16 protein-coding genes are annotated in these 17619 nt (G+C 71.1%); 6 read left to right on the plus strand and 10 right to left on the minus strand.

Annotation, left to right across the window (positions count from 1 at the left end; all coding sequences use genetic code 11):
• Window positions 1-10: 10 nt before the first annotated feature.
• From KY572_RS30510 to KY572_RS30520, 3 genes are all read right to left on the minus strand, one after another.
• Window positions 11-727 carry an HAD family hydrolase gene (locus tag KY572_RS30510; RefSeq protein WP_224246970.1) on the minus strand — a complete coding sequence of 239 codons (717 nt, stop codon included), beginning with the start codon at window positions 725-727 and terminating at the stop codon, window positions 11-13.
• 58 nt (window positions 728-785) lie between these two features.
• A complete protein-coding gene (locus KY572_RS30515; RefSeq protein WP_224246972.1) occupies window positions 786-1556 on the minus strand; it encodes a hypothetical protein in 771 nt (256 codons plus the stop codon).
• 89 nt (window positions 1557-1645) lie between these two features.
• Complete coding sequence (locus tag KY572_RS30520; protein ID WP_224246973.1) at window positions 1646-1996, minus strand: hypothetical protein; 351 nt, start codon at window positions 1994-1996, stop codon at window positions 1646-1648.
• A 214-nt stretch (window positions 1997-2210) separates the two neighbouring features.
• Here KY572_RS30520 and KY572_RS30525 point away from each other — a divergent pair, with 214 nt between their 5' ends.
• From KY572_RS30525 to KY572_RS30545, 5 genes are all read left to right on the plus strand, one after another.
• Complete coding sequence (locus tag KY572_RS30525) at window positions 2211-3188, plus strand: site-2 protease family protein (RefSeq protein ID WP_224246981.1); 978 nt, start codon at window positions 2211-2213, stop codon at window positions 3186-3188.
• Window positions 3185-3928 carry a hypothetical protein gene (locus KY572_RS30530; protein ID WP_224246983.1) on the plus strand — a complete coding sequence of 248 codons (744 nt, stop codon included), beginning with the start codon at window positions 3185-3187 and terminating at the stop codon, window positions 3926-3928. The genes KY572_RS30525 and KY572_RS30530 overlap by 4 nt, the downstream gene beginning before the upstream one ends.
• Window position 3929: 1 nt before the next feature.
• Window positions 3930-5249 (plus strand): ATP-binding protein, encoded by a 1320-nt coding sequence (locus KY572_RS30535; RefSeq protein ID WP_224246985.1) that lies wholly within the window; start codon window positions 3930-3932, stop codon window positions 5247-5249.
• Window positions 5250-5263: 14 nt separating this feature from the next.
• Window positions 5264-5821 carry a response regulator transcription factor gene (locus tag KY572_RS30540; protein ID WP_224246987.1) on the plus strand — a complete coding sequence of 186 codons (558 nt, stop codon included), beginning with the start codon at window positions 5264-5266 and terminating at the stop codon, window positions 5819-5821.
• Between the two features lie 89 nt (window positions 5822-5910).
• Window positions 5911-7305: a YncE family protein gene (locus KY572_RS30545; RefSeq protein ID WP_224246989.1), complete on the plus strand. Its 1395-nt coding sequence runs from the start codon at window positions 5911-5913 to the stop codon at window positions 7303-7305.
• A 32-nt stretch (window positions 7306-7337) separates the two neighbouring features.
• Here KY572_RS30545 and KY572_RS30550 read toward each other — a convergent pair whose 3' ends face one another.
• Both KY572_RS30550 and KY572_RS30555 read right to left on the minus strand, forming a co-directional pair.
• Window positions 7338-7682 carry a hypothetical protein gene (locus tag KY572_RS30550; RefSeq protein WP_317987924.1) on the minus strand — a complete coding sequence of 115 codons (345 nt, stop codon included), beginning with the start codon at window positions 7680-7682 and terminating at the stop codon, window positions 7338-7340.
• Window positions 7683-7805: 123 nt separating this feature from the next.
• A complete protein-coding gene (locus KY572_RS30555) occupies window positions 7806-8441 on the minus strand; it encodes a DUF4329 domain-containing protein (protein WP_224246993.1) in 636 nt (211 codons plus the stop codon).
• A 254-nt stretch (window positions 8442-8695) separates the two neighbouring features.
• On the opposite strand from KY572_RS30555, the gene KY572_RS30560 reads away from it, so the two are divergent.
• Window positions 8696-10666 carry an ATP-dependent DNA helicase gene (locus KY572_RS30560; protein WP_224246995.1) on the plus strand — a complete coding sequence of 657 codons (1971 nt, stop codon included), beginning with the start codon at window positions 8696-8698 and terminating at the stop codon, window positions 10664-10666.
• Between the two features lie 15 nt (window positions 10667-10681).
• Here the strand turns inward: KY572_RS30560 and KY572_RS30565 are convergent, their stop codons facing one another.
• The 5 genes from KY572_RS30565 to KY572_RS30580 all read right to left on the minus strand — a co-directional run bounded on the left by KY572_RS30565 (window position 10682) and on the right by KY572_RS30580 (window position 17545).
• Complete coding sequence (locus KY572_RS30565; RefSeq protein ID WP_407660017.1) at window positions 10682-12934, minus strand: TonB-dependent receptor domain-containing protein; 2253 nt, start codon at window positions 12932-12934, stop codon at window positions 10682-10684.
• An 11-nt stretch (window positions 12935-12945) separates the two neighbouring features.
• A complete protein-coding gene (locus KY572_RS47460) occupies window positions 12946-13074 on the minus strand; it encodes a hypothetical protein (RefSeq protein WP_263452130.1) in 129 nt (42 codons plus the stop codon).
• A 92-nt stretch (window positions 13075-13166) separates the two neighbouring features.
• A complete protein-coding gene (locus KY572_RS30570; protein ID WP_224247003.1) occupies window positions 13167-14270 on the minus strand; it encodes a type IV pilus twitching motility protein PilT in 1104 nt (367 codons plus the stop codon).
• Between the two features lie 10 nt (window positions 14271-14280).
• Complete coding sequence (locus KY572_RS30575; protein WP_224247004.1) at window positions 14281-16551, minus strand: type IV pilus twitching motility protein PilT; 2271 nt, start codon at window positions 16549-16551, stop codon at window positions 14281-14283.
• 76 nt (window positions 16552-16627) lie between these two features.
• A complete protein-coding gene (locus tag KY572_RS30580) occupies window positions 16628-17545 on the minus strand; it encodes a hypothetical protein (protein WP_224247005.1) in 918 nt (305 codons plus the stop codon).
• Between the last annotated feature and the right edge of the window lie 74 nt (window positions 17546-17619).

A 17619-nucleotide genomic window follows, 5' to 3' on the forward strand; every position in this document is an offset into this window, starting at 1 on the left:
CTCCTGCGGCCTAGCGGGACTCCTCGTCCTCGGGAGCCGCGGGCATGCCCGCCTCTCCCCAGGGCCAGGTGCGCGGAGACTCCTCGAAGCGAGCGAGCAGCTCCGCCGGATCCTTCATCAGCACCCGGCAGCCGGCCGCGCGCAGATCCTCCGGCGAGAAGCCGCCGCACAGCACGCCCACGGTGGGCAGGCTCAGCTTGCCCGCGGCCAGCGCGTCATACGGCGTGTCTCCAATCACGACGGTGGCGCTCACGTCCGGGCTGCCCAGCCGCTTCATCGCCGCGGCGAAGATGTCCGGGTGGGGCTTGCTCTTGTCCACCTCGTCCTTGCTGGTGGCCTCCTCGAACAGCCCCTTGAGGCGGCACAGCTTGATGTAGTGCTCGAGCTCCTCCTGCCTGGCGCTGGAGGCCAGGGCGACGCGGCGCCCCTCCTTGTGCAGGCGCTGGAAGAGCTCGCGCACCTTCGGGAAGGGGCGGATCTTCGGCAGGAAGTCCTTGAGGAAGAGCTGGGAGCGGTACTCCTCCAGATCCTTGCCGAACTGGGCCAGCTCCTCGTCGTTGAAGAAGACGGGGATGAGCTGATCGGCGCCCTTGCCGATCTGGCTGCGCACGTGCGCGAAGGGCACATCCCGGCCGAACTCCAGGAAGGCCCGACGCCAGGCCTCGGCATGCTCGTCCACCGAGTCCACCAGCGTCCCATCCACGTCGAAAATGACGTTCTGCACCATCCCCCGTACCTCCGGACAGGAAGGTGGGAACGGAAGGGCCAGCGGGCAACCCGGAGGGCTATTTCCCCGCGGAGTCCACCAGTGTCTTCGTCTGCACCTCGTAACCCTCGGGCGCCACGAGGGTGAAGGTGTCATTGGGCAGCGTCGGGTTGAGCTCGACGGTGGACAGCGTCGTCTCGCCAACCTTCTCGCCCTTGACCCAGCGCGAGAGCTGCTTGGGGACGCAGAGCTCGATCGCCTTCTCGCAGTGCTCCTCCTCCAAGCGCACCTCCATGGCGGTGCCGTCGGCCAGGCGCGTCTGCTTGCCCAGGAAGTCCAGCGAGGGCCAGCGCAGCGTGTACGCCACCTCGAGCTGCTCGGCGGCCACCTTGCCGGTGAGCTCCACGGCCTCCGGGGCGCGCGGGTGCGAGGTGCGCTTCACACGCACGCTCGAGGGCAGCAGCGGGGCGCGGAAGCCCTCGGGGGTGAAGGGGGAGAACGTCTCGGTGAGGAAGCCGGCGCGCCGCTCCGCGGCCATCTCCGTCTGGAAGGTGGTGAAGCGCTTGTCCGCGTCGCTCCGCTCGTAGAGGCGCTCGCCGTCCCAGGAGAAGGTGCGCGAGATGGGCGCCGCGAGCGCGCCGCGCATCTTCTGGGGCGCGCGGTAGGCGAAGGTGAAGCCCACCGGCTCGGCGCCGCCCTCGCTCGTGCGCCCCTCCAGCCGGTAGCTCGTCAGCCGTGCGTCGCGCTCGGTCAGCCGCCGCTTCACCTCGTTCAGCAGGTTGGCTTCCTCGGACTGCTTGCTGCAGCCCGCGAGGGCGAGGAGGAGCAGGGACAGGAGGCGGGCGCGCATGCGGAGGCCGGGGGGAGCAGGAGGGAGAAATGAAAGAAGGCCCCGCTGTTGCCAGGGGGCCTTCCGGAAAGACAGTGACTCGGACGGGCTTACTTGACGGCGATGCCCATCGCGGAGGACTGGGTGATGCCGATGATGCCGCCGGCCAGGGCGAAGATGCCGTGGCGGGGGGTGGTGCCAGCGCCCTTCAGGTCGACCTTGGAGGCGCCCATGGCCTTGGCCTCGGCCACCAGGAGCTTGTTCACCACGGTGTCGAGGTCGCTCTGGACCAGGTCGACGATGTGGAAGATGGCGGTCAGGCCCAGGGCGTTGGCCTGGACCACGGCGACGGCCTCGCCACCGTTGGCGGAAACCTCGGCGCCCGAAACGACGGCGCTCTCGACGCTGGTGCAAGCCACGAGGCTCATCGCGGCAACGGCGGACAGAATGGCCTTCTTCATTTGTGTTTCCCTCCCAGAGAGTTGGCTTGCGGGAATTTGAAGGGTTCGACCGTGCGAGCCCTTCGTTGAGTACTGGCCCCTCAAGCGCGCGGGGTTCGTAGCAGATGCAGGACTGGAGTCAAGATCAGTTCCGAACAGAATCCCCTTTTTGCGGGGTCAGGTCCTTGCGTTGCAAAGGATGGGAGCGCTTGGTACCCACACTCCCAGGCACTCCATGGAGACCGTTACCGCCCGCCCCGCCTCGCGGCTCTGGCTGCACCTGCTGCTGTTCGCGCTGACGGTGCTCACCACCTATAGCGCGTACCCCTGGTCCTTTGGCGGGAGCGAGGATCTCCAGCGGCTGCGAATGGAGTCGCTGGCCTTCAGCCTCTCGCTGATGGCCATCCTCGGCTCGCACGAGATGGGCCACTACGTGCTGGCCCGCCTCCATCGGGTGGATACGACATTGCCGTACTTCATCCCGCTGCCCTTCGTGGGAGTGGGGACGCTGGGGGCGGTGATCCGCATTCGCAGCCGGATTCCGAACCGGAACGCGCTGGTGGATATCGGCGCGGCGGGGCCGCTGGCGGGGCTGGCGGTGGCGCTGCCCATCCTCTACTGGGGGCTGTGCCACTCGCGGGTGGTGGACTCACCCGCGGTGCAGGCCACTTTTCCGGGAGAGAACTCACTCTGGGTGCTGCTGCGCGAGCTGTTCACCTGGGTGATGGCGAGGATTACCCACGCGACGCCCGCGCCAGAGGAGGCGTTCACCGGGCAGATGCAGATCATCTTCGGCGACAGCCTGCTGATGCAGGGGCTGACGCGGCTGGCGGTGGGGCCGCTGCCGGAGGGCAAGGACGTGCTGGTGCACCCGGTGGTGATCGCCGGGTGGTTCGGGCTGCTCGTCACGCTGCTCAACCTGCTGCCGGTGGGGCAGCTGGACGGAGGGCACATGGCCTTCGCGCTGTTCGGCCCGCGCGCGCGGTGGGTGGGCAAGGGCGTGGCGCTGGTGCTGTTCCTGCTGACGCTGTTCGCCACGGCCTCGTGGGGGGTGTGGCTGGTGGTGACGAGCAAGCTGGTGGGCTTCGGGCACCCGGAGGTGGTAGAGCCCGAGGTGCCGCTGAGCCGCGGGCGGAAGTGGATCTGCGCCCTGTGCCTGGCGGCGCTGATCGGGTGCGCCATGCCTGTCCCTCTTCGTCAGGTGCTCTCATGAGGTACCTCTGCGATGCGTGCGAGCGGCTCGCGCCGCCGGCGGCGTTCCGGGTGGAGCTGGGCGTGCTGGTGATGACGTGCGCGCGCTGTGGTCAGGAGAGCCGCGCGCGGCCCGAGGAGGCGCTGGTGGCGGCCGTGGCGCAGACGGCCGCGGAGGCGACGTCGCCGCAGGTGCCCGCGCCTCGGACCAACACGGCGCCGGCGCTGAAGGTGGTGGCGCTGCGGCCCTCCGAGGAGCAGGTGCGGGAGGCGGCGGCGCTGGCGCGCTCGGAGGATCCGTTCGCGGTGCCGCCGGGCTTCTGTCCCAAGTGCATCGCGGTGCGCAAGCAGGGCGTGGAGGCCTGCGCCTCGTGCGGCCTGGTGTACGCGAACTTCGATCCGGCGGAGCAGCAGGTCTCCGAGCCGCTGCGCGCCGCGTGGCTCGCGGTGCTGGAGCGGTGGGACGATCGGGACGCGCACGACAGGCTGCTGTCGCTGGCGGTGGGGCGGGGCGAGCTGGCGGTGGCGGGGCGGCTGTACCGCATCCGCCTGGCGCAGGCCCCGGAGGACCTCTACGCGCAGCGCGGGCGGGACGAGGTGGTGCGGCTGGCCACGGCCTCGCCGGTGTCCTTCACGCCGACGCCCGCGCCGAGCAGCTCCTCGCGGGCGCAGCTGCTGGCCGGGCTGATCTTCTTCCTCATCCTCCTGGTGGTGGGCTTCCTCATCTTCCGGCAGTTCCGGATGACGCTCGGAGGGCCGTGAGGTGCGCGACGCGCACGCCATCAACCTCTCGTGGCTGCTGAGGCTGCGCTGGGGGGCGGTGGTGGGGCAGGGGGGGCTGATCCTCCTGGCGCACCTGGGGCTGGGGATGCCCCTGCCGCTGCTGCCGCTGTTCGCCACGGTGGGCGTGGGGGCCGTGAGCAACGTGGCGCTGGGGCTGTGGTCTCGCCGCCCGCGGGAGATCCGCGAGTGGATGCTGTGGGCGGTGATGGCGCTGGACGTGGTGCTGCTCACGGTGCTTCTGGACTTGAGCGGCGGCCCGTTCAACCCGTTCAGCACGCTGTACCTGGTGCACATCGCGCTGGCGGCGGTGGTGCTGCACGCGCGGTGGACGTGGGCGCTGGTGGCGCTGGCCTCCGCGTGCTTCGGCACCTTGTTCGTCCGGCACCTGTGGGTGCCCGGTGGGGCGTCGGGGGCCACGCACCACCACATCAATGACGTGCCGCTGCACCTGGAGGGCATGTGGCTGGCCTTCGGGGTGGCGTCGGCGTTCATCGTCTACTTCGTCCAGCGCGTCACCCGGGCCCTGGCCGAGCGCGAGGCGGAGTTGATGGCGGCTCGGGCGGTGACGGCGCGCAACGAGAAGCTGGCCGCGCTGGCCACGCTGGCGGCGGGCGCGGCGCATGAGCTGTCCACGCCCCTGTCCACCATCGCGGTGGTGGCGCGAGAGCTGGAGCGGCGGGCGGAGCTCAGCCCGGCGGGGCGCGAGGACGCGCAGCTCATCCGCCAGCAGGTGGCGCGCTGCCACGACATCCTCGCGCAGATGGCCGCGGATGCCGGGGCCAGCCGGGGCGAGGCCTTCGTCGCGGTGACGCCGGCGGTGCTGCTGGAGCGCGTGCTCGAGGGCCTGCGGGGCCGCGAGCGGGTGCAGGTGGAGGCGGACGGGCGCCATGGGCAGGAGCAGGTGTCCCTGCCGGCCGGAGCGCTGACGCATGCCATTCGTGGGGTGGTGAAGAACGCGCTCCAGGCCTCGCCTCCGGAGGGCCGGGTGCGCCTGGCGCTCGTGCGCGAGGAGCGGGGCTGGCGGCTGTCCGTGGAGGACCAGGGCGCGGGAATGCCGGCGGAGGTGCTGGCGCGCGCGGGCGAGCCCTTCTTCACCACCAAGCCGCCGGGCGAGGGGATGGGGCTGGGCCTCTTCCTGGCGCGGGCGGTGCTGGACCAGCTCGGTGGCAAGCTGGAGCTGCGCTCGGTACCGGGGCAGGGGACGCGGGTGGAGATGACGTGGCCGGTGGAGCGCCTGCGACAATTTGCCCCGTTGTCCCCGGAAGCGGGTGAGGCGAGTGTCCAGGCCTCGGGTGCGTGAGCCCGGGCCCCACCATGCTGCCTTCGAGAGCCTCCGACGCCCCCTTCCTGCTGCTCGTGGACGATGACGAGGTGTTCCGCGAGCGCCTGGCGCGCGCCTTCCGCGAGCGCGGCTACGAGGTGGTGACGGCTGGCTCGGTGGACGAGGCGCTGGCCGTCGCGCGGCAGGAGTCGCCGGAGCTGGCGGTGGTGGACCTGCGGATGCCGGGGCGCAGCGGGCTGGAGCTGGTGCGCGAGCTGCGCGCGCTGGATGGCTCCACGCGCATCCTGGTGCTCACCGGCTACGGCAGCATCGCCACGGCGGTGGAGGCGGTGCGGCTGGGCGCGCTCAACTACGTGCCGAAGCCGGCGGACGTGGATGACCTGCTCGTGGCGCTGGCGCGAGGCCTGGGAGAGCCCAGCACGCAGGTGGCCGAGGACGTGCAGGCGCCCTCGCTGGCGCGGGCCGAGTGGGAGCACATCCAGCGGGTGCTGGCCGACTGCGCCGGCAACATCTCCGAGGCGGCGCGGCGGCTGGGGCTCCATCGGCGCTCGCTCCAGCGCAAGCTGCAGAAGTACCCGCCTCCGCAGTAGCGCCGCTCGCTCGCCCAGCGGAGGGGCGGGAGCGGGGCTCGGCGCCGGGTACGATGCGGGGTGGAGCCGTTCTCCTGGAGAGAAACCGCATGTCACGTCGGATGAGGAGCTTGCTGCTGGTCGCCGCCACCCTGCTGGGCGCGTGTGGGGGGGACTCGAAGCCGGGGCCGAACCCGGACCCGGATCCCCGGACCGAGCCGCTGAAGCCGACGCTCTTCGTGGCCTCGGAGGGCACGCTGGTCTCCTACGACGTGGAGACGGGGCGGCAGCGCGAGGGCGTGGTGCAGGACGTCTCGAGCCCCGCGGACCTGCAGGTGCTGGAGGACGCCACGGTGATGCTCCACCTCACCAGCCGGGACGAGGTGCTCGCGGTGGACGGGCGGACCCTGGAGGAGCGCGCCCGCTTTGCCTCCTCGTCGATGGGCGGCGAGCGGCCGACTCACTCCTACGTGAGCCCGTCACGCGACGGGAAGCGCTACTGGCTCACGCTCAACGATGGCCGGGGCGGCAGGCCGGACTCCTCCACGGCGCTGTTCGTGGACGTCACACCCGAGAGCCCCACCTACCTTCAGCCCGTGGGCGAGGTGCGCCTGGGCGTGGGGCACCACAAGGCCAGCTTCAGCGGCACGCGCGAGCGCTTCATCGTCAGCAACATCGCCGACTGCGATGACGTGCTGAGCGTCTACGACTACTCGGACGTGAAGGGCATCCAGAAGGTGCGGACGTTCTCGGCGGGGGAGCTCGGGTTTGCGTGCACGCTGAGCGCCCCGCTCCTGCCGCATGGCTGCGCCACCTCGAAGGTCTCGGGCCGGGCGTACTGCAACCTCACGGGGCCTGGAGTCATCGTCTCGGTCGAGCTGGACGCGCCGTCGCCGGGCTTCAAGGTCATCTACACGGGCGGCAAGGGCGGGGGGTACACGCTGGCCAGCCGGGACGGGCGCTTCATCTATTCGCTGCAGGAGACGCCGCGCGAGGGTGGCACTCCGACGCCGGGAGCCTCGTGCCAGGTGGGCCAGCTGGTGGTGGTGGACGCGACCACGGACAGCATCGCCGGGCAGCTCCCGCTGCTCTATCGCGGGCCGTCGTGCGCCAGCGGGCTCGGGGGGACGGATGAGGCCAGGGCCCAGGGCTCGCACCTCGTGCTGAGCCAGGACGGCAAGACGCTGTTCATCACTGCGTCGGCGGCCACGGACGACGTCAGCTCGCGCGTGCGCCAGGAACTGGTGGTGGACGTGTCGCAGCCGTTCTCGTGGGTCCAGCGGGCCTCCATCGCCGTGGGAGAGAGCACGGGTACCCACGGGGACGCCCTCTCTCCAGACGGGCGCTCCCTGTACGTGGCGAACAATGTGGACGGTACCGTGAGCGAACTCGACACCGGCACGCTCTCGGTGGTGCGCACCCTGACGCTCTCGGTGATCGCCCGGACGATGAGCCTCTTCAGCTCCGAGCATGGGCCGAGCGAGCACGTGGGGCCGATCCACTGACCCGGGGTGCCTACAGCGCGTTCAGCAGGACGTCAGCGTTGGATGGCGAGGATGCGCCAGCCTGTCACGTCGATGGCGTAGGTGGCCCCCATGTCGAGGACGGGGCCCTCGGTGTTGCAGATACCATCTCGGACAGTGAATCGGACGAACAGCACGCCTTCAGGCCCGGGTGCGGTGGTCACATCGTAGGACTCCCGCTGGTAGAGGCAGAACTCGTCGGCGGTAGCGCCCCGGTGAGGCCTGACATCCCACGGCAGGAAGTCCTCCATCGCGAGCTGAACGGCTTTGAAGGTGACGCCTGGGATGATCAGCCGCTCCTCCTTGGGAAGGTCGAGCGGGAATTGGACTTGCGACGCCTCGGTGGGGGGCGCGTGCACGGGCCGTGGCGGCCTCTGGAAGAGGGCACATGCGGTGAGCAACACGCAGGGCAACAAGAGAAGGCTGTGCTTCATGGGGAGCCTTGTTGGCGCGGGTCTGGAGATGGGGCTTGCCCGCACGGTTCACTCCGGGACGGGCGTGATGGTACCGGTGGCTTTGTCTTCGGGCAGGATCCGGCCAATCAACTTCCAGTCCTTGCCTTGCCGCAAATGGAGTTCGCCGGGGCGCTCCTCATGGAGGTGAGGGAGCAGCCTCATGACCTGGCACCTCGTGTCGAACTGGACGCGGACGAAGTAGAGCTGGGTGTCCGCGCGCCTGTCTCTATCGGAAATGGGAGAGGGACCCCAGGGGTGGCTGTGGAAGTCGGCTTCAATGGTGGTGTGGCCCCTGGCATCCGTCACGGAACGAGGCGGATGGCACTGCTTGCGGCTGGAAGGCCCCACCAGGACCATTCGCTGGAGCGGTGAAGGATAGCTGGCGTAGTAGGTTCCATCGCCGAGCGTGTAGATGGCTCCGCAGTACTCGATGCCGTATTCCTTGCCGCGCGCGCCGGGAAGCTCCATGACCGCAGGGCAGAGCTGATCGATCACCTCATCCATCTGGGTGGATGGCTTGATCGCATCCCAAGGCCCGCGCACCCAGACCTGACCGTTCTTGCGGCCATGGTTCGCGGTGTCGCCGGCGCTCGCCAGAGGGGGCGCACTGACACAGCCCACCACGTACCACCCAGTCAGCAGGAGGCCGGCAAGGACCCGCATGGAGAGTAGCTCCAAGATTGGATTTGCTCGGTCTTATATGGTTTTGCAGGGTTCGCTGCAACGGCATTGGTCGGCGGCTCCTTCTCCGACAACCTATTGGGTAGGGCCCTCCAAGCACAACGTCTGAGCAAGTCATCTTGCATGTCCCGGCTCCAGGCGGGCAGGCGAGCAGAGAAGGGCAAAAGTCCCGATCTCCCGAGCGCGGCAGGCTGTTATCTTGTCCGACCGCCTCGTTGGACCGAGGCTCTCCTCCGATGGCCCTCACGCTCGTCCGCTCGTTCAACGTCGATACCCTGCTGGGCCCTGGAGGCGCACTCCAGGCCGCGCTGCCCGCGTACGAGCACCGTCCGGAGCAGCTCCAGATGGCACGCGCCGTGGAGCGCTCCTTCTCCGAGCGCAGCTACCTGCTGGCCGAGGCCGGCACGGGCACGGGGAAGACGATCGCCTACCTGGTGCCCGCCCTGCTGTCCGGGCGCCGGGTGGTGGTCTCCACCGCGACGAAGACCCTGCAGGACCAGATCTTCTACAAGGACTTGCCGCTGCTGAAGGACCGCATGGGCCTGAAGTTCGAGGCCGCGTACCTCAAGGGCCGGGGCAACTACCTGTGCCTGCAGCGGTTCAACGCCTTCTCGAAGGATCCGACGTTCGGCTCGCGGGAGGAGGTGCGGCACTGGCCGCTCATCCAGACGTGGGCGACGCGCACGGAGACGGGGGACCGGGCCGAGCTGGAGATTCCGGAGAACTTCAGCGCCTGGCCTCGGCTGTCGGCCACGGCGGACACGTGCGTGGGCACGAAGTGCCCGCTGTACGAGCAGTGCTTCGTGACGCGGATGCGGCGCGAGGCGGAGTCCGCCGACCTGTTGGTGGTGAACCACCACCTCTTCTTCGCGGACCTGGCGCTCAAGGGCGCGGGCCGGCGCACCGAGGGCGTGCTGCCCCTGTACGAGGCCGTCATCTTCGACGAGGCGCACGCCCTGGAGGACGCGGCGAGCGGACAGTTCGGCACGAGCGTCTCCAACCACCGGCTGGAGGAGCTGGCGCGGGACGCGGTGGCTGTGCTGCCGGACACGGACTCGCGCATGGGCACCATCCGGGCGCTGGCGGCGCGGCTGCGCTCGCACGCGGAGGTGCTCTTCACGCAGGCGCCGCGCGTGCTGGGGCTTTCGGGGGCCGAGGGAGGCGTGGCGCTGAAGGCGGACCGGATGGCCATGCTGGCCGGGCCGCTGGAGCACGTGCGCCAGAGCCTGGCGGCGCTGTCCTCCTTCACCGCGAGCGAGCGCGAGCCGGAGCTGCTGGCCCTGGCGCGCCGTGGCGGGGAGATGGCGGAGGAGCTGAGCTTCCTGGAGAAGGCGGACTCGCCGGACCACGTGTACTGGGCGGAGTCGCGGGGCCGGGGCGTGTTCCTGCGCGCCAGCCCCATCGACGTGGCCAAGGAGATGCGCGGGCGGCTCTACGGCGGAGTGGACACGGTGGTGTTCACCTCGGCGACGCTGGCGGCGGAGGGGCGGTTCGACTTCTTCGCGCGGCGGATGGGGCTGTACGACGACGAGGGCGTCCCCGTGGCGGAGGTGCGGACGATCGCGGTGCCCAGCCCGTTCGACTTCGAGCAGCAGGCGGCGCTCTACCTGCCCACGCACCTGCCGGATCCGGCGGTGCCCGGCTTCATCGAGGCCGTGGCGGAGGAGATCCTCCGGCTGTGCGAGGTGTCGGGAGGCCGGGCCTTCGTGCTCTTCACGAGCCTGCGCAACCTGGAGCGCGCGTACGAGCTGACGAAGTCGCGGCTGCCCTACCAGGTGCTGAAGCAGGGAGAGCGGCCCAAGCAGCAGCTGCTGGAGGCGTTCCGGGAGATGCCAAGCGTGCTGTTCGCCGCGCACAGCTTCTGGGAGGGCGTGGATGTGCCGGGCGACGCGCTGAGCCTGCTCATCATCGACAGGCTCCCGTTCGCCTCGCCGGGAGATCCGCTGGTGGCCGCGCGCATCCGGCAGCTCGAGGCGCGAGGCGAGGAAGCCTTCGAGCAGTACCAGCTCCCCCAGGCGACGCTGGCGCTGCGCCAGGGCTTCGGGCGGCTCATCCGCACGCAGAAGGACCGGGGCGCGGTGGCGCTCCTGGACCGGCGCATCGTGACGAAGCCCTACGGGCGGGCCTTCCTGGAGAGCCTCCCGCGCGCGCGGCGCGTGGAGGATCTGGACGAGCTGCGGCGCTGGTTCAACGTGGACTCGAACTGACGGCGGGCCGCCCCATCACGGCGTGCCGCGCAGCCGAAGGCCCACGCGCACCATCAGGGGCTGGCCTATCGTGTCGATTCCCGCCCGGCCGACGAGGTAGCGGCGGTTGAACAGGTTCTCCGCGGCGGCGAAGAGCTCCAGTCCTCCCAAGAGGCGCCGGCTCACGAAGGCGTCCACCACGGCGTAGCCGCCCATCCCGTTCTCGTTGAGGTCGTCCTCGAACTGGGGGCCGGTGACGCGCAGCTGCAGCGTGGCGGTGAGGAGGGTCGGGTCGTGGAAGGTGACGATCGCGGTGCCTCGATGGGCCGGGTCCTGCGCCAGCCGCTTGCCGAGGAGCGCCGGGTTGCCGGGCGCATCGCGGACCGTTGCGTCCACGAAGGTATACGCGAGCAGCGCCGTCCACTGGCGCGACACCCGCCAGTCCACGCCTGTCTCCACGCCCTGTACCCGAGCGCGGCCCAGGTTCTGGCGCTGACGCTGTGTGCCATCCGGGAGCGGCGTCTCGAGCGTGACGTTGGTGATGGGCTCCTCCAATGAGTTCCAGAAGCCCGTCACTCGCGCGGTAAGTCCAGGGAGCGCCGAGGCCTCGAAGCCCGCCTCCGCGCCGACGAGGCGCTCGGCGCGCAGGGCGTCGTTGGCGGCGGTGAGAACGGTGCCCACCTGGAAGGGGCGGTACAGCTCGTTGAGGGTGGGCGCCCGGAAGGCCCGGTAGCCGGAGGCCCGCAGGGTGAGCCACTCCAGCGGCCGGACACGGACTCCCAGGCGCGGGCTGAGCTGCTGCTCGCTGCGAGCCGCGAACGAGACGGTGTCCACTGCGCCACCCGCCTGCTCCACCCGACGCGAGCCATCCACGTTGCGCCACGTGTCCCAGCGGAGCGCCGCCATCAGCTCCACCGCGGGAGTCAGGGTGTAGAGGTCCTGCAGGAAGAGGCCACCGAAGCGCTGGCCTCCCCCCGTGCGGCGGAGGACCGTGGAGGTCGGGCTGGACGTGGGAGGGAAGAGCCGCTCGTCGGAGGTGCCCTCCACCCGCCGGGCATCCGCACCCGCCACGAGCACGTGGGTGCCGCCCAGCGACCAGGAAGGGCTCGTCCATACGAGCGAGCCTCCCTCCTCGTCCGCGGGGACGTCCTGGAAGGCCGCGAGCGTCTCGGACGAGCGGTCCGAGGCCACACGCGCGCGCCGTTGCTCGAAGCTCTGCCTGCGTCCGAAGAGCTGGAGCTCGAAGCCGCCGGCGGCCTCCGTGGTGAGCCGGGCGCTGGCCCCGAGGAGGGCGGACTCCGCGCGCGCCGTGGTGAAGGTGGTGCCGCCGTTCTGGTTCTCGCGGAAGAGGCCCACGCGTGCGCCCAGGTGCAGCGAGGGGCTCGCCTCCACCTCCACGCGGCCGTTGAACGTGGCGTGGTTGCTGGGCGCCTGCTGATCGATGGCGCCGCGTTGCGCGGGAGAGACCACGGGGTGCCCCTCGGTGGTGAACAGCTCGGTCTCGAGGGCGATTCCCACCGGGCCCCAGCGATCCGTGGCTCGCAAGGCGAGCTGTCCGGTGCCGAGCATCCCGTAGGCGACGTCTCCCTCGATGCTCCGGCCGGTGATGGGACGCGAGAAGAGCTGCACCACCCCTCCGAGGGCCGCGCTGCCGTACAGGGCCGAGCCACCGCTCGGGACGACCTCGACGCGATCCAGGCCCAGGCGAGGCAGGGCGCGCCAGTACACCCAGCCGCCGAACGGGTCATTCGCCGGGAGGCCATCCACCAGCACGAGGCTGCGAGACACTCCCGAGGGCGCCAGCCCGCGCAGGTTGAGCCCCTGGGCCGTGGGATCCGACACGAGGCTCGATGTCCGTCGGAACGTGGCCGCCGAGGGCAGCGTGCGCAGCAGGCTGTCCTGGGTCAGCGAGGGGTTCCGGTCGATCTCCGCTCGGGGAATGACGGTGACGGTCGCGGGCACGTCTCGCACCGGGCGAGGCAATCGTGTGGCGGTGACCACGGTGCCCTGCGGCACGTCGGCCGTGTCCGCGGTGGGCTCCTCCTCGGCAGGCTGGCTGGAGGGAGTGTCGGTCGAGGCCGGGGTGGATGGTTCCTGAGCGGGAGGTTCGGGAGGATCGGCCCGCGCGACTCCCGTGAGGAGCACCACGAGGAGCACAATGGCGGGGGAGGCGGTGGCGCTCGTGCGCGGTTCGGTCGGCCACTGTTCGGAAACGTCGGGGGTTTTGAGCCGGAAAAGTCCCGACGTTTCCGAACAGTGACCCACCAGCTCGTGCGGGACAGGGCTCATGGGGTGGCCTCTCACAAGGTGCAGAGGTACGCGGCGATGCGCCGCGCATCCTCCGCTGTCACCAACAGTTCTGGCATGGCATTGCCTGGCTCGACGCTGGGAGTGGCCGTCACCGGCCCCAGCGTCGCTGTGACACTCATGGGCTCTGGGCTGGCGCGCGGCTCACACCCATTGCACCCGGAAGCTGTCGCTATCATCCAGAGAACGAGCAGGAGCCCTGTACGAGGGCCCGTCACGCCCTCACGTCCGCGGGCACCTCGAAGTCCGGCTTGAGGCGCTGGAGCGTCCGGGCGAAGGCCTCGCGGTCATGCGCCTTCTCCAGCGCATCCGTGGGCGTGATGGCGCCCGCCGCCACCAGCCGCTCCAGGTGCTGATCCATCGTCTGCATGCCCTGCGCCTGTCCCGCCTCCAGCTGGCTGGAGAGCTGGGACACCTGCTCCTCGCGGATCAGCGCGGCGACGGCACCGCCGCCCAGCAGCACCTCCAGCGCCAGCACCCGCCCCTTGCCATCCACCGAGCGCAGCAGCTGCTGCGAGAGGATGCCCGCCAGGCTGTCCGCCAGCACCCCGCGGACCTGCGCCTGCTTCTGCTCCGGGAACGAGTGCAGGATGCGCTCCAGCGTGGCCTGCGCGCCCAGCGCGTACATGGAGGCCAGCACCAGCACCCCGGAGCTCGCCAGCTGCAGCGCCTGCTCGAGGGCCTCCGGCGTGTTCAGCTCGCCCACCAGGACGACGTCCGCGTCCTCCCTCGCCGCCGAGCGCAGCGCCGTCGCGACGCTCGAGGCGTGCGGCCCCACCTCCCGGTGCGTCACCTGCGCCTTCAGCGGCTCGTGCACGAACTCCACCGGATCCTCGATGGTGAGGATGCTCACGTGCCGGCTCTGGTTGATGTGGTGCAGCATCGCCGCCAGCGTCGTCGACTTGCCGCTGCCCGCGGGGCCCGTGACGAGCACCAGCCCGCTGCGCCGCTCGGCCAGCCGCCGCATCACGTCCGGCGCGCTCAGCTCCTCCAGCGACTGCACCTTGCTGGGGATGAAGCGGAAGACTCCCGCCAGCCCCGTCACCTTGTAGAAGTAGTTGGCTCGGAACCGGGCCTTCGCTCCGTACGTATAGGAGAAGTCCAGGTCCAGCTCCTCGGTGATCTGCAGCTTCTGCTCGGGCGTGACGAGCTCGAAGAGCATGCCCTCCACCTCGGCCGCGGTGAGCGGAGCCTCGCGCAGCGGCGTCAGCTTGCCCCGGACGCGAGCCATCGGCGGGTAGCCGATGCTCAGGTGCAGATCGCTCCCCTTCTCGGACAGGAGCGCGTCGAAGAGCGCGGAGATGCGCGTGGCGGTCATCGTCGGCCCCTCATGCGCTCTTGCGGCCCAGCAGCGAGCCGACAGGGTTGCCCAGCTTCCGGCCGCTCGAGCCCGGCTCGGGCGGCAGCTCGGGCGCGGTGCCCGTCACCAGCGCCTCGAACCCTTCCGGGTTCTCGGCGAAGCCCTTGGCGAGCTCCAGCGTCGTCTTCCCGGAGCGGACGAGCTCCGCCAGCGACTCGTCCAGGCGGATGGCCCCCAGGCCCCGGCCCCGCTGCTGCAGCGCGGCCAGGCGGAACAGCTCGTTCTCGCGGATGAGGTGGCTGAGCTTCACCGAGCCCGGGAGCACCTCCGCTCCCGCCACCAGGCCCATGCCGTTCGTCGTCGGCAGCAGCCGCTGGCTGACGATCAGCCGCAGGTGCGAGGCCAGCGTCAGCCGCACCCGCGTCTGCTCCGTGGGCGGGAACAGCTCGATCAGCCGCTCCAGGGTCTTCGCCGCCGTCGGCGTGTTCATCGTCCCGAGCACCAGGCGCCCCGTCTCGCTCGCCTCCAGCGCCAGGCGCACCGTCTCCGCGTCGCGCAGATCGCCCACGACGATGACATCCGCGTCCTCGCGCAGCGCGCCCTTGAGCGCCGTCGCGAAGGAGCGCGTGTTCGTGCCCACCTCGCGCTGGCTCACCATCCCTCGCTTGCGCGGGTGCACGTGCTCCACCGGATCCTCCACGGTGAGGATGTGGCGCTTCGTCTCGCGGTTGAGGATGTCCACCAGCGCCGCCAGCGTGCTCGTCTTCCCGTGGCCGGCGGGGCCCGTGATGAGGATGAGCCCGTGCGGGTGGCGCGTCGCCAGGGCCAGGTCCAGCGGCAGCCCGAGCGACTCCAGCGAAGGCAGCTCCCGGGACAGCAGGCGGAAGGAGCCCTTGAACCCCGTGCGCTGGCGGCACACGTTCACGCGGAAGCGCCCGCTCGCCTCGCTCTGGAGCGCGAAGTCGCAGCTCCCATCCCGGTCCAGCACGGCCCGCAGCCGCGCCGGCACCTGGGAGAGCACCATCTGCTCCACCCGCTTGGGCGGCAGGGGCTCGCCATCCGGCTTCAGCTCGCCAGCGACACGGAAGAGCGCGGGCCGCCCCGAGACGATGTGCAGATCGCTCGCGCCCACGCGCCGGGCCTCCTCCATCAGCGCGGGCAGATCCCTCCAGAAGTCGGGACGCGTGCGCGGCGGGAGCGACGGGCGGTACGCCACCGGAGGCGTGTGGTCCGGGGTGGACTCCGGCTCCTCCTCCTGGATGGTGATATCGATCGAGGAGATCTCCGACCGGGGAGGGGGCTGCTCATCGCCAAAGGGCAGCGTGGAGGCCGGCGGCGCGGGAGGGGAGGCCTGGGCACCGACGGGCGGCGTGGGGACCGGCGGCGGAGGCGGAACCAGGGTGCCGGCCGGAGGCGTGAGGGCCGGCGGCGGAGGCGGAACCAGGGGCTGGGCGCTGGCCGCGGGCGGGAAGGAGGGCGGAACGGAGGCGTAGACCTGGGTCCCGCCGGGCGGCGTGGGGATCGGCGGCGGAGGAGGAACGACCGGCAGGGAGCCAGCCGGAGGCGTGATCGCCGCCGCCTGGACGCTCGCGGGAGGCGTGAAGGCTGGCGGAGTGGCCGCCGGCGCCTGTCCGCTGACCGGAGGCAGGGTGATGAGCGACGCGGACACCGGAGACTGGATGCTGCCCGCGGGCGTGAACACCAGCGGCTCGAGCGTCTGCGGCTGGATCCGGGGCGTCGCCGCGGCCGGCGGCGGGGGAGGCGCCACGGGGGGCGGAGGCGGTGGGGCCTCGGGCGCCGGAGGCTGGGGCGCGCCCGCCTTGATGACCCGCAGGCCCGTGACGGACGGCCGCCGGACGGGCGGAATGAGCGGCGCCACCGGAGGCGGGACGATCTCGCTCGGGTTGACGGGGGCCTCGGGAGTCTCGTCGGGGCTCTGCTCCGCGGGAGGGCTGGCCGCCGCCGCCGGAGCCGGCGTCTCCACCTTGGGAGCGCCGTCGCCCGTGCGCATCACGCGCATGCTCAGGCCATCGCCGCGACGCACGGCCACGACGGCGAGCGTCGCCACGCCCTCGGCCCGTACCGACCACTTCATCGGCTTCTCGGACACCGACGCCGCGCGCGCCGGCCCCACCATCGTCAGCAGCGTCCGGTTCAGCTCCTCGTCCGTCAGCACCGCGCTGTCCACCGGCTCGTAACCGTTGATGCTCTTGATCATCGGGCAGCGGCCCGTCGTCAGCGCGATCTCGGTGATCGCCGGGTGCGAGAGGTAGCGCAGCAACTCCGCGATGGGCTTCATACGGGCGTCAGCATCCGCTGAAAGGTCGGGAAAAACGAATAAATCGCAGGATACCCCATAGCCCTGCGATTCCTATTCATGCTTGCGGGCCCGACTGGCGCCTGGCGAGGGTGCGCGCTTCTGCTACCTGCGCGGCGAGCGCACGTGGCAGGTAGTGGCGGCTGGCCTCGATGCGGGTGGCCACGTGCACGGCGCGAGGGCCATCTCCGCGAGCCATCAGCAGCGTGAGCAGACGCTCCTGGTTGAGCCAGTTGGCGGGGAAGGGCCGGTGGAGCTGTCGCCCCTGCGCCAGGGCCTGGGCCCAGACCGTGTCGAAGGCCTTCGCGTCGCGCGCGGCGTGGGCCTGCTCCAGCAGGAGCGTCCCGGCCCAGTCCACGTGCAGGCTGTCCTGCCACAGCGCCGGCTTGCGCCAGTCCTGCGCGAGCGCCGCCTCCAGCAGTGGACGGGCCTCGGCGGTGCGGCCGGCCTGGTGCAGCGCGATGCCCGCATCCGCGCGGTGGATGGGCGCCCGCTCGGGATCATCCCGACGCGCGGCCAGCAGGAAGAGCTCCGCGGCGCGCTCCGGGTGCGTGGCGCGCAGGCGGCTGGCGGCCTCGAGCAGCTCCTCCAGGGGCACGGCCTCGGCGCGCTCGGGCGTCATGCGCTCGGCGTTGAGCTCGCGCACCGTCTCCTCGGCCAGCACGCGCTCCACCTCCTCGCGCAGCGGGGCGATGGCGTCCATCGGCAGCCCGGCCTCGGCGGCCCGGTGCAGCAGCGCCAGCGCCTCCTGGCAGGCGGGCATCAGCTCCGTCACCATCACCTCGCGCGCATCCTGGAAGCGCGCGAAGGCGAGCAGCACCAGCAGGCGGGGAGAGGACTCTGGAGGAAGGGCATCGCGCAGCAGGGCCAGCGCGGTGCCGTAGTCTTCCTGCTCCAGCGCGCGGGCCAGCTCCGCGTCGAGGTTCCCGGGCAGCCCCCAGGGGCCAGCCAGCAGGTGCTCGGCAGAGGTGGTCATGGGAGAGAGCCTCGCGGGCGGCCCGTCGGGGCCACCTCGAGCGAAAGGGCGGGAGGTGGCACGGGGGCCTCCTC

Origin of the sequence: Hyalangium gracile, from assembly GCF_020103725.1 — a bacterium.
Classification (GTDB): Bacteria; Myxococcota; Myxococcia; order Myxococcales; family Myxococcaceae; genus Hyalangium; species Hyalangium gracile.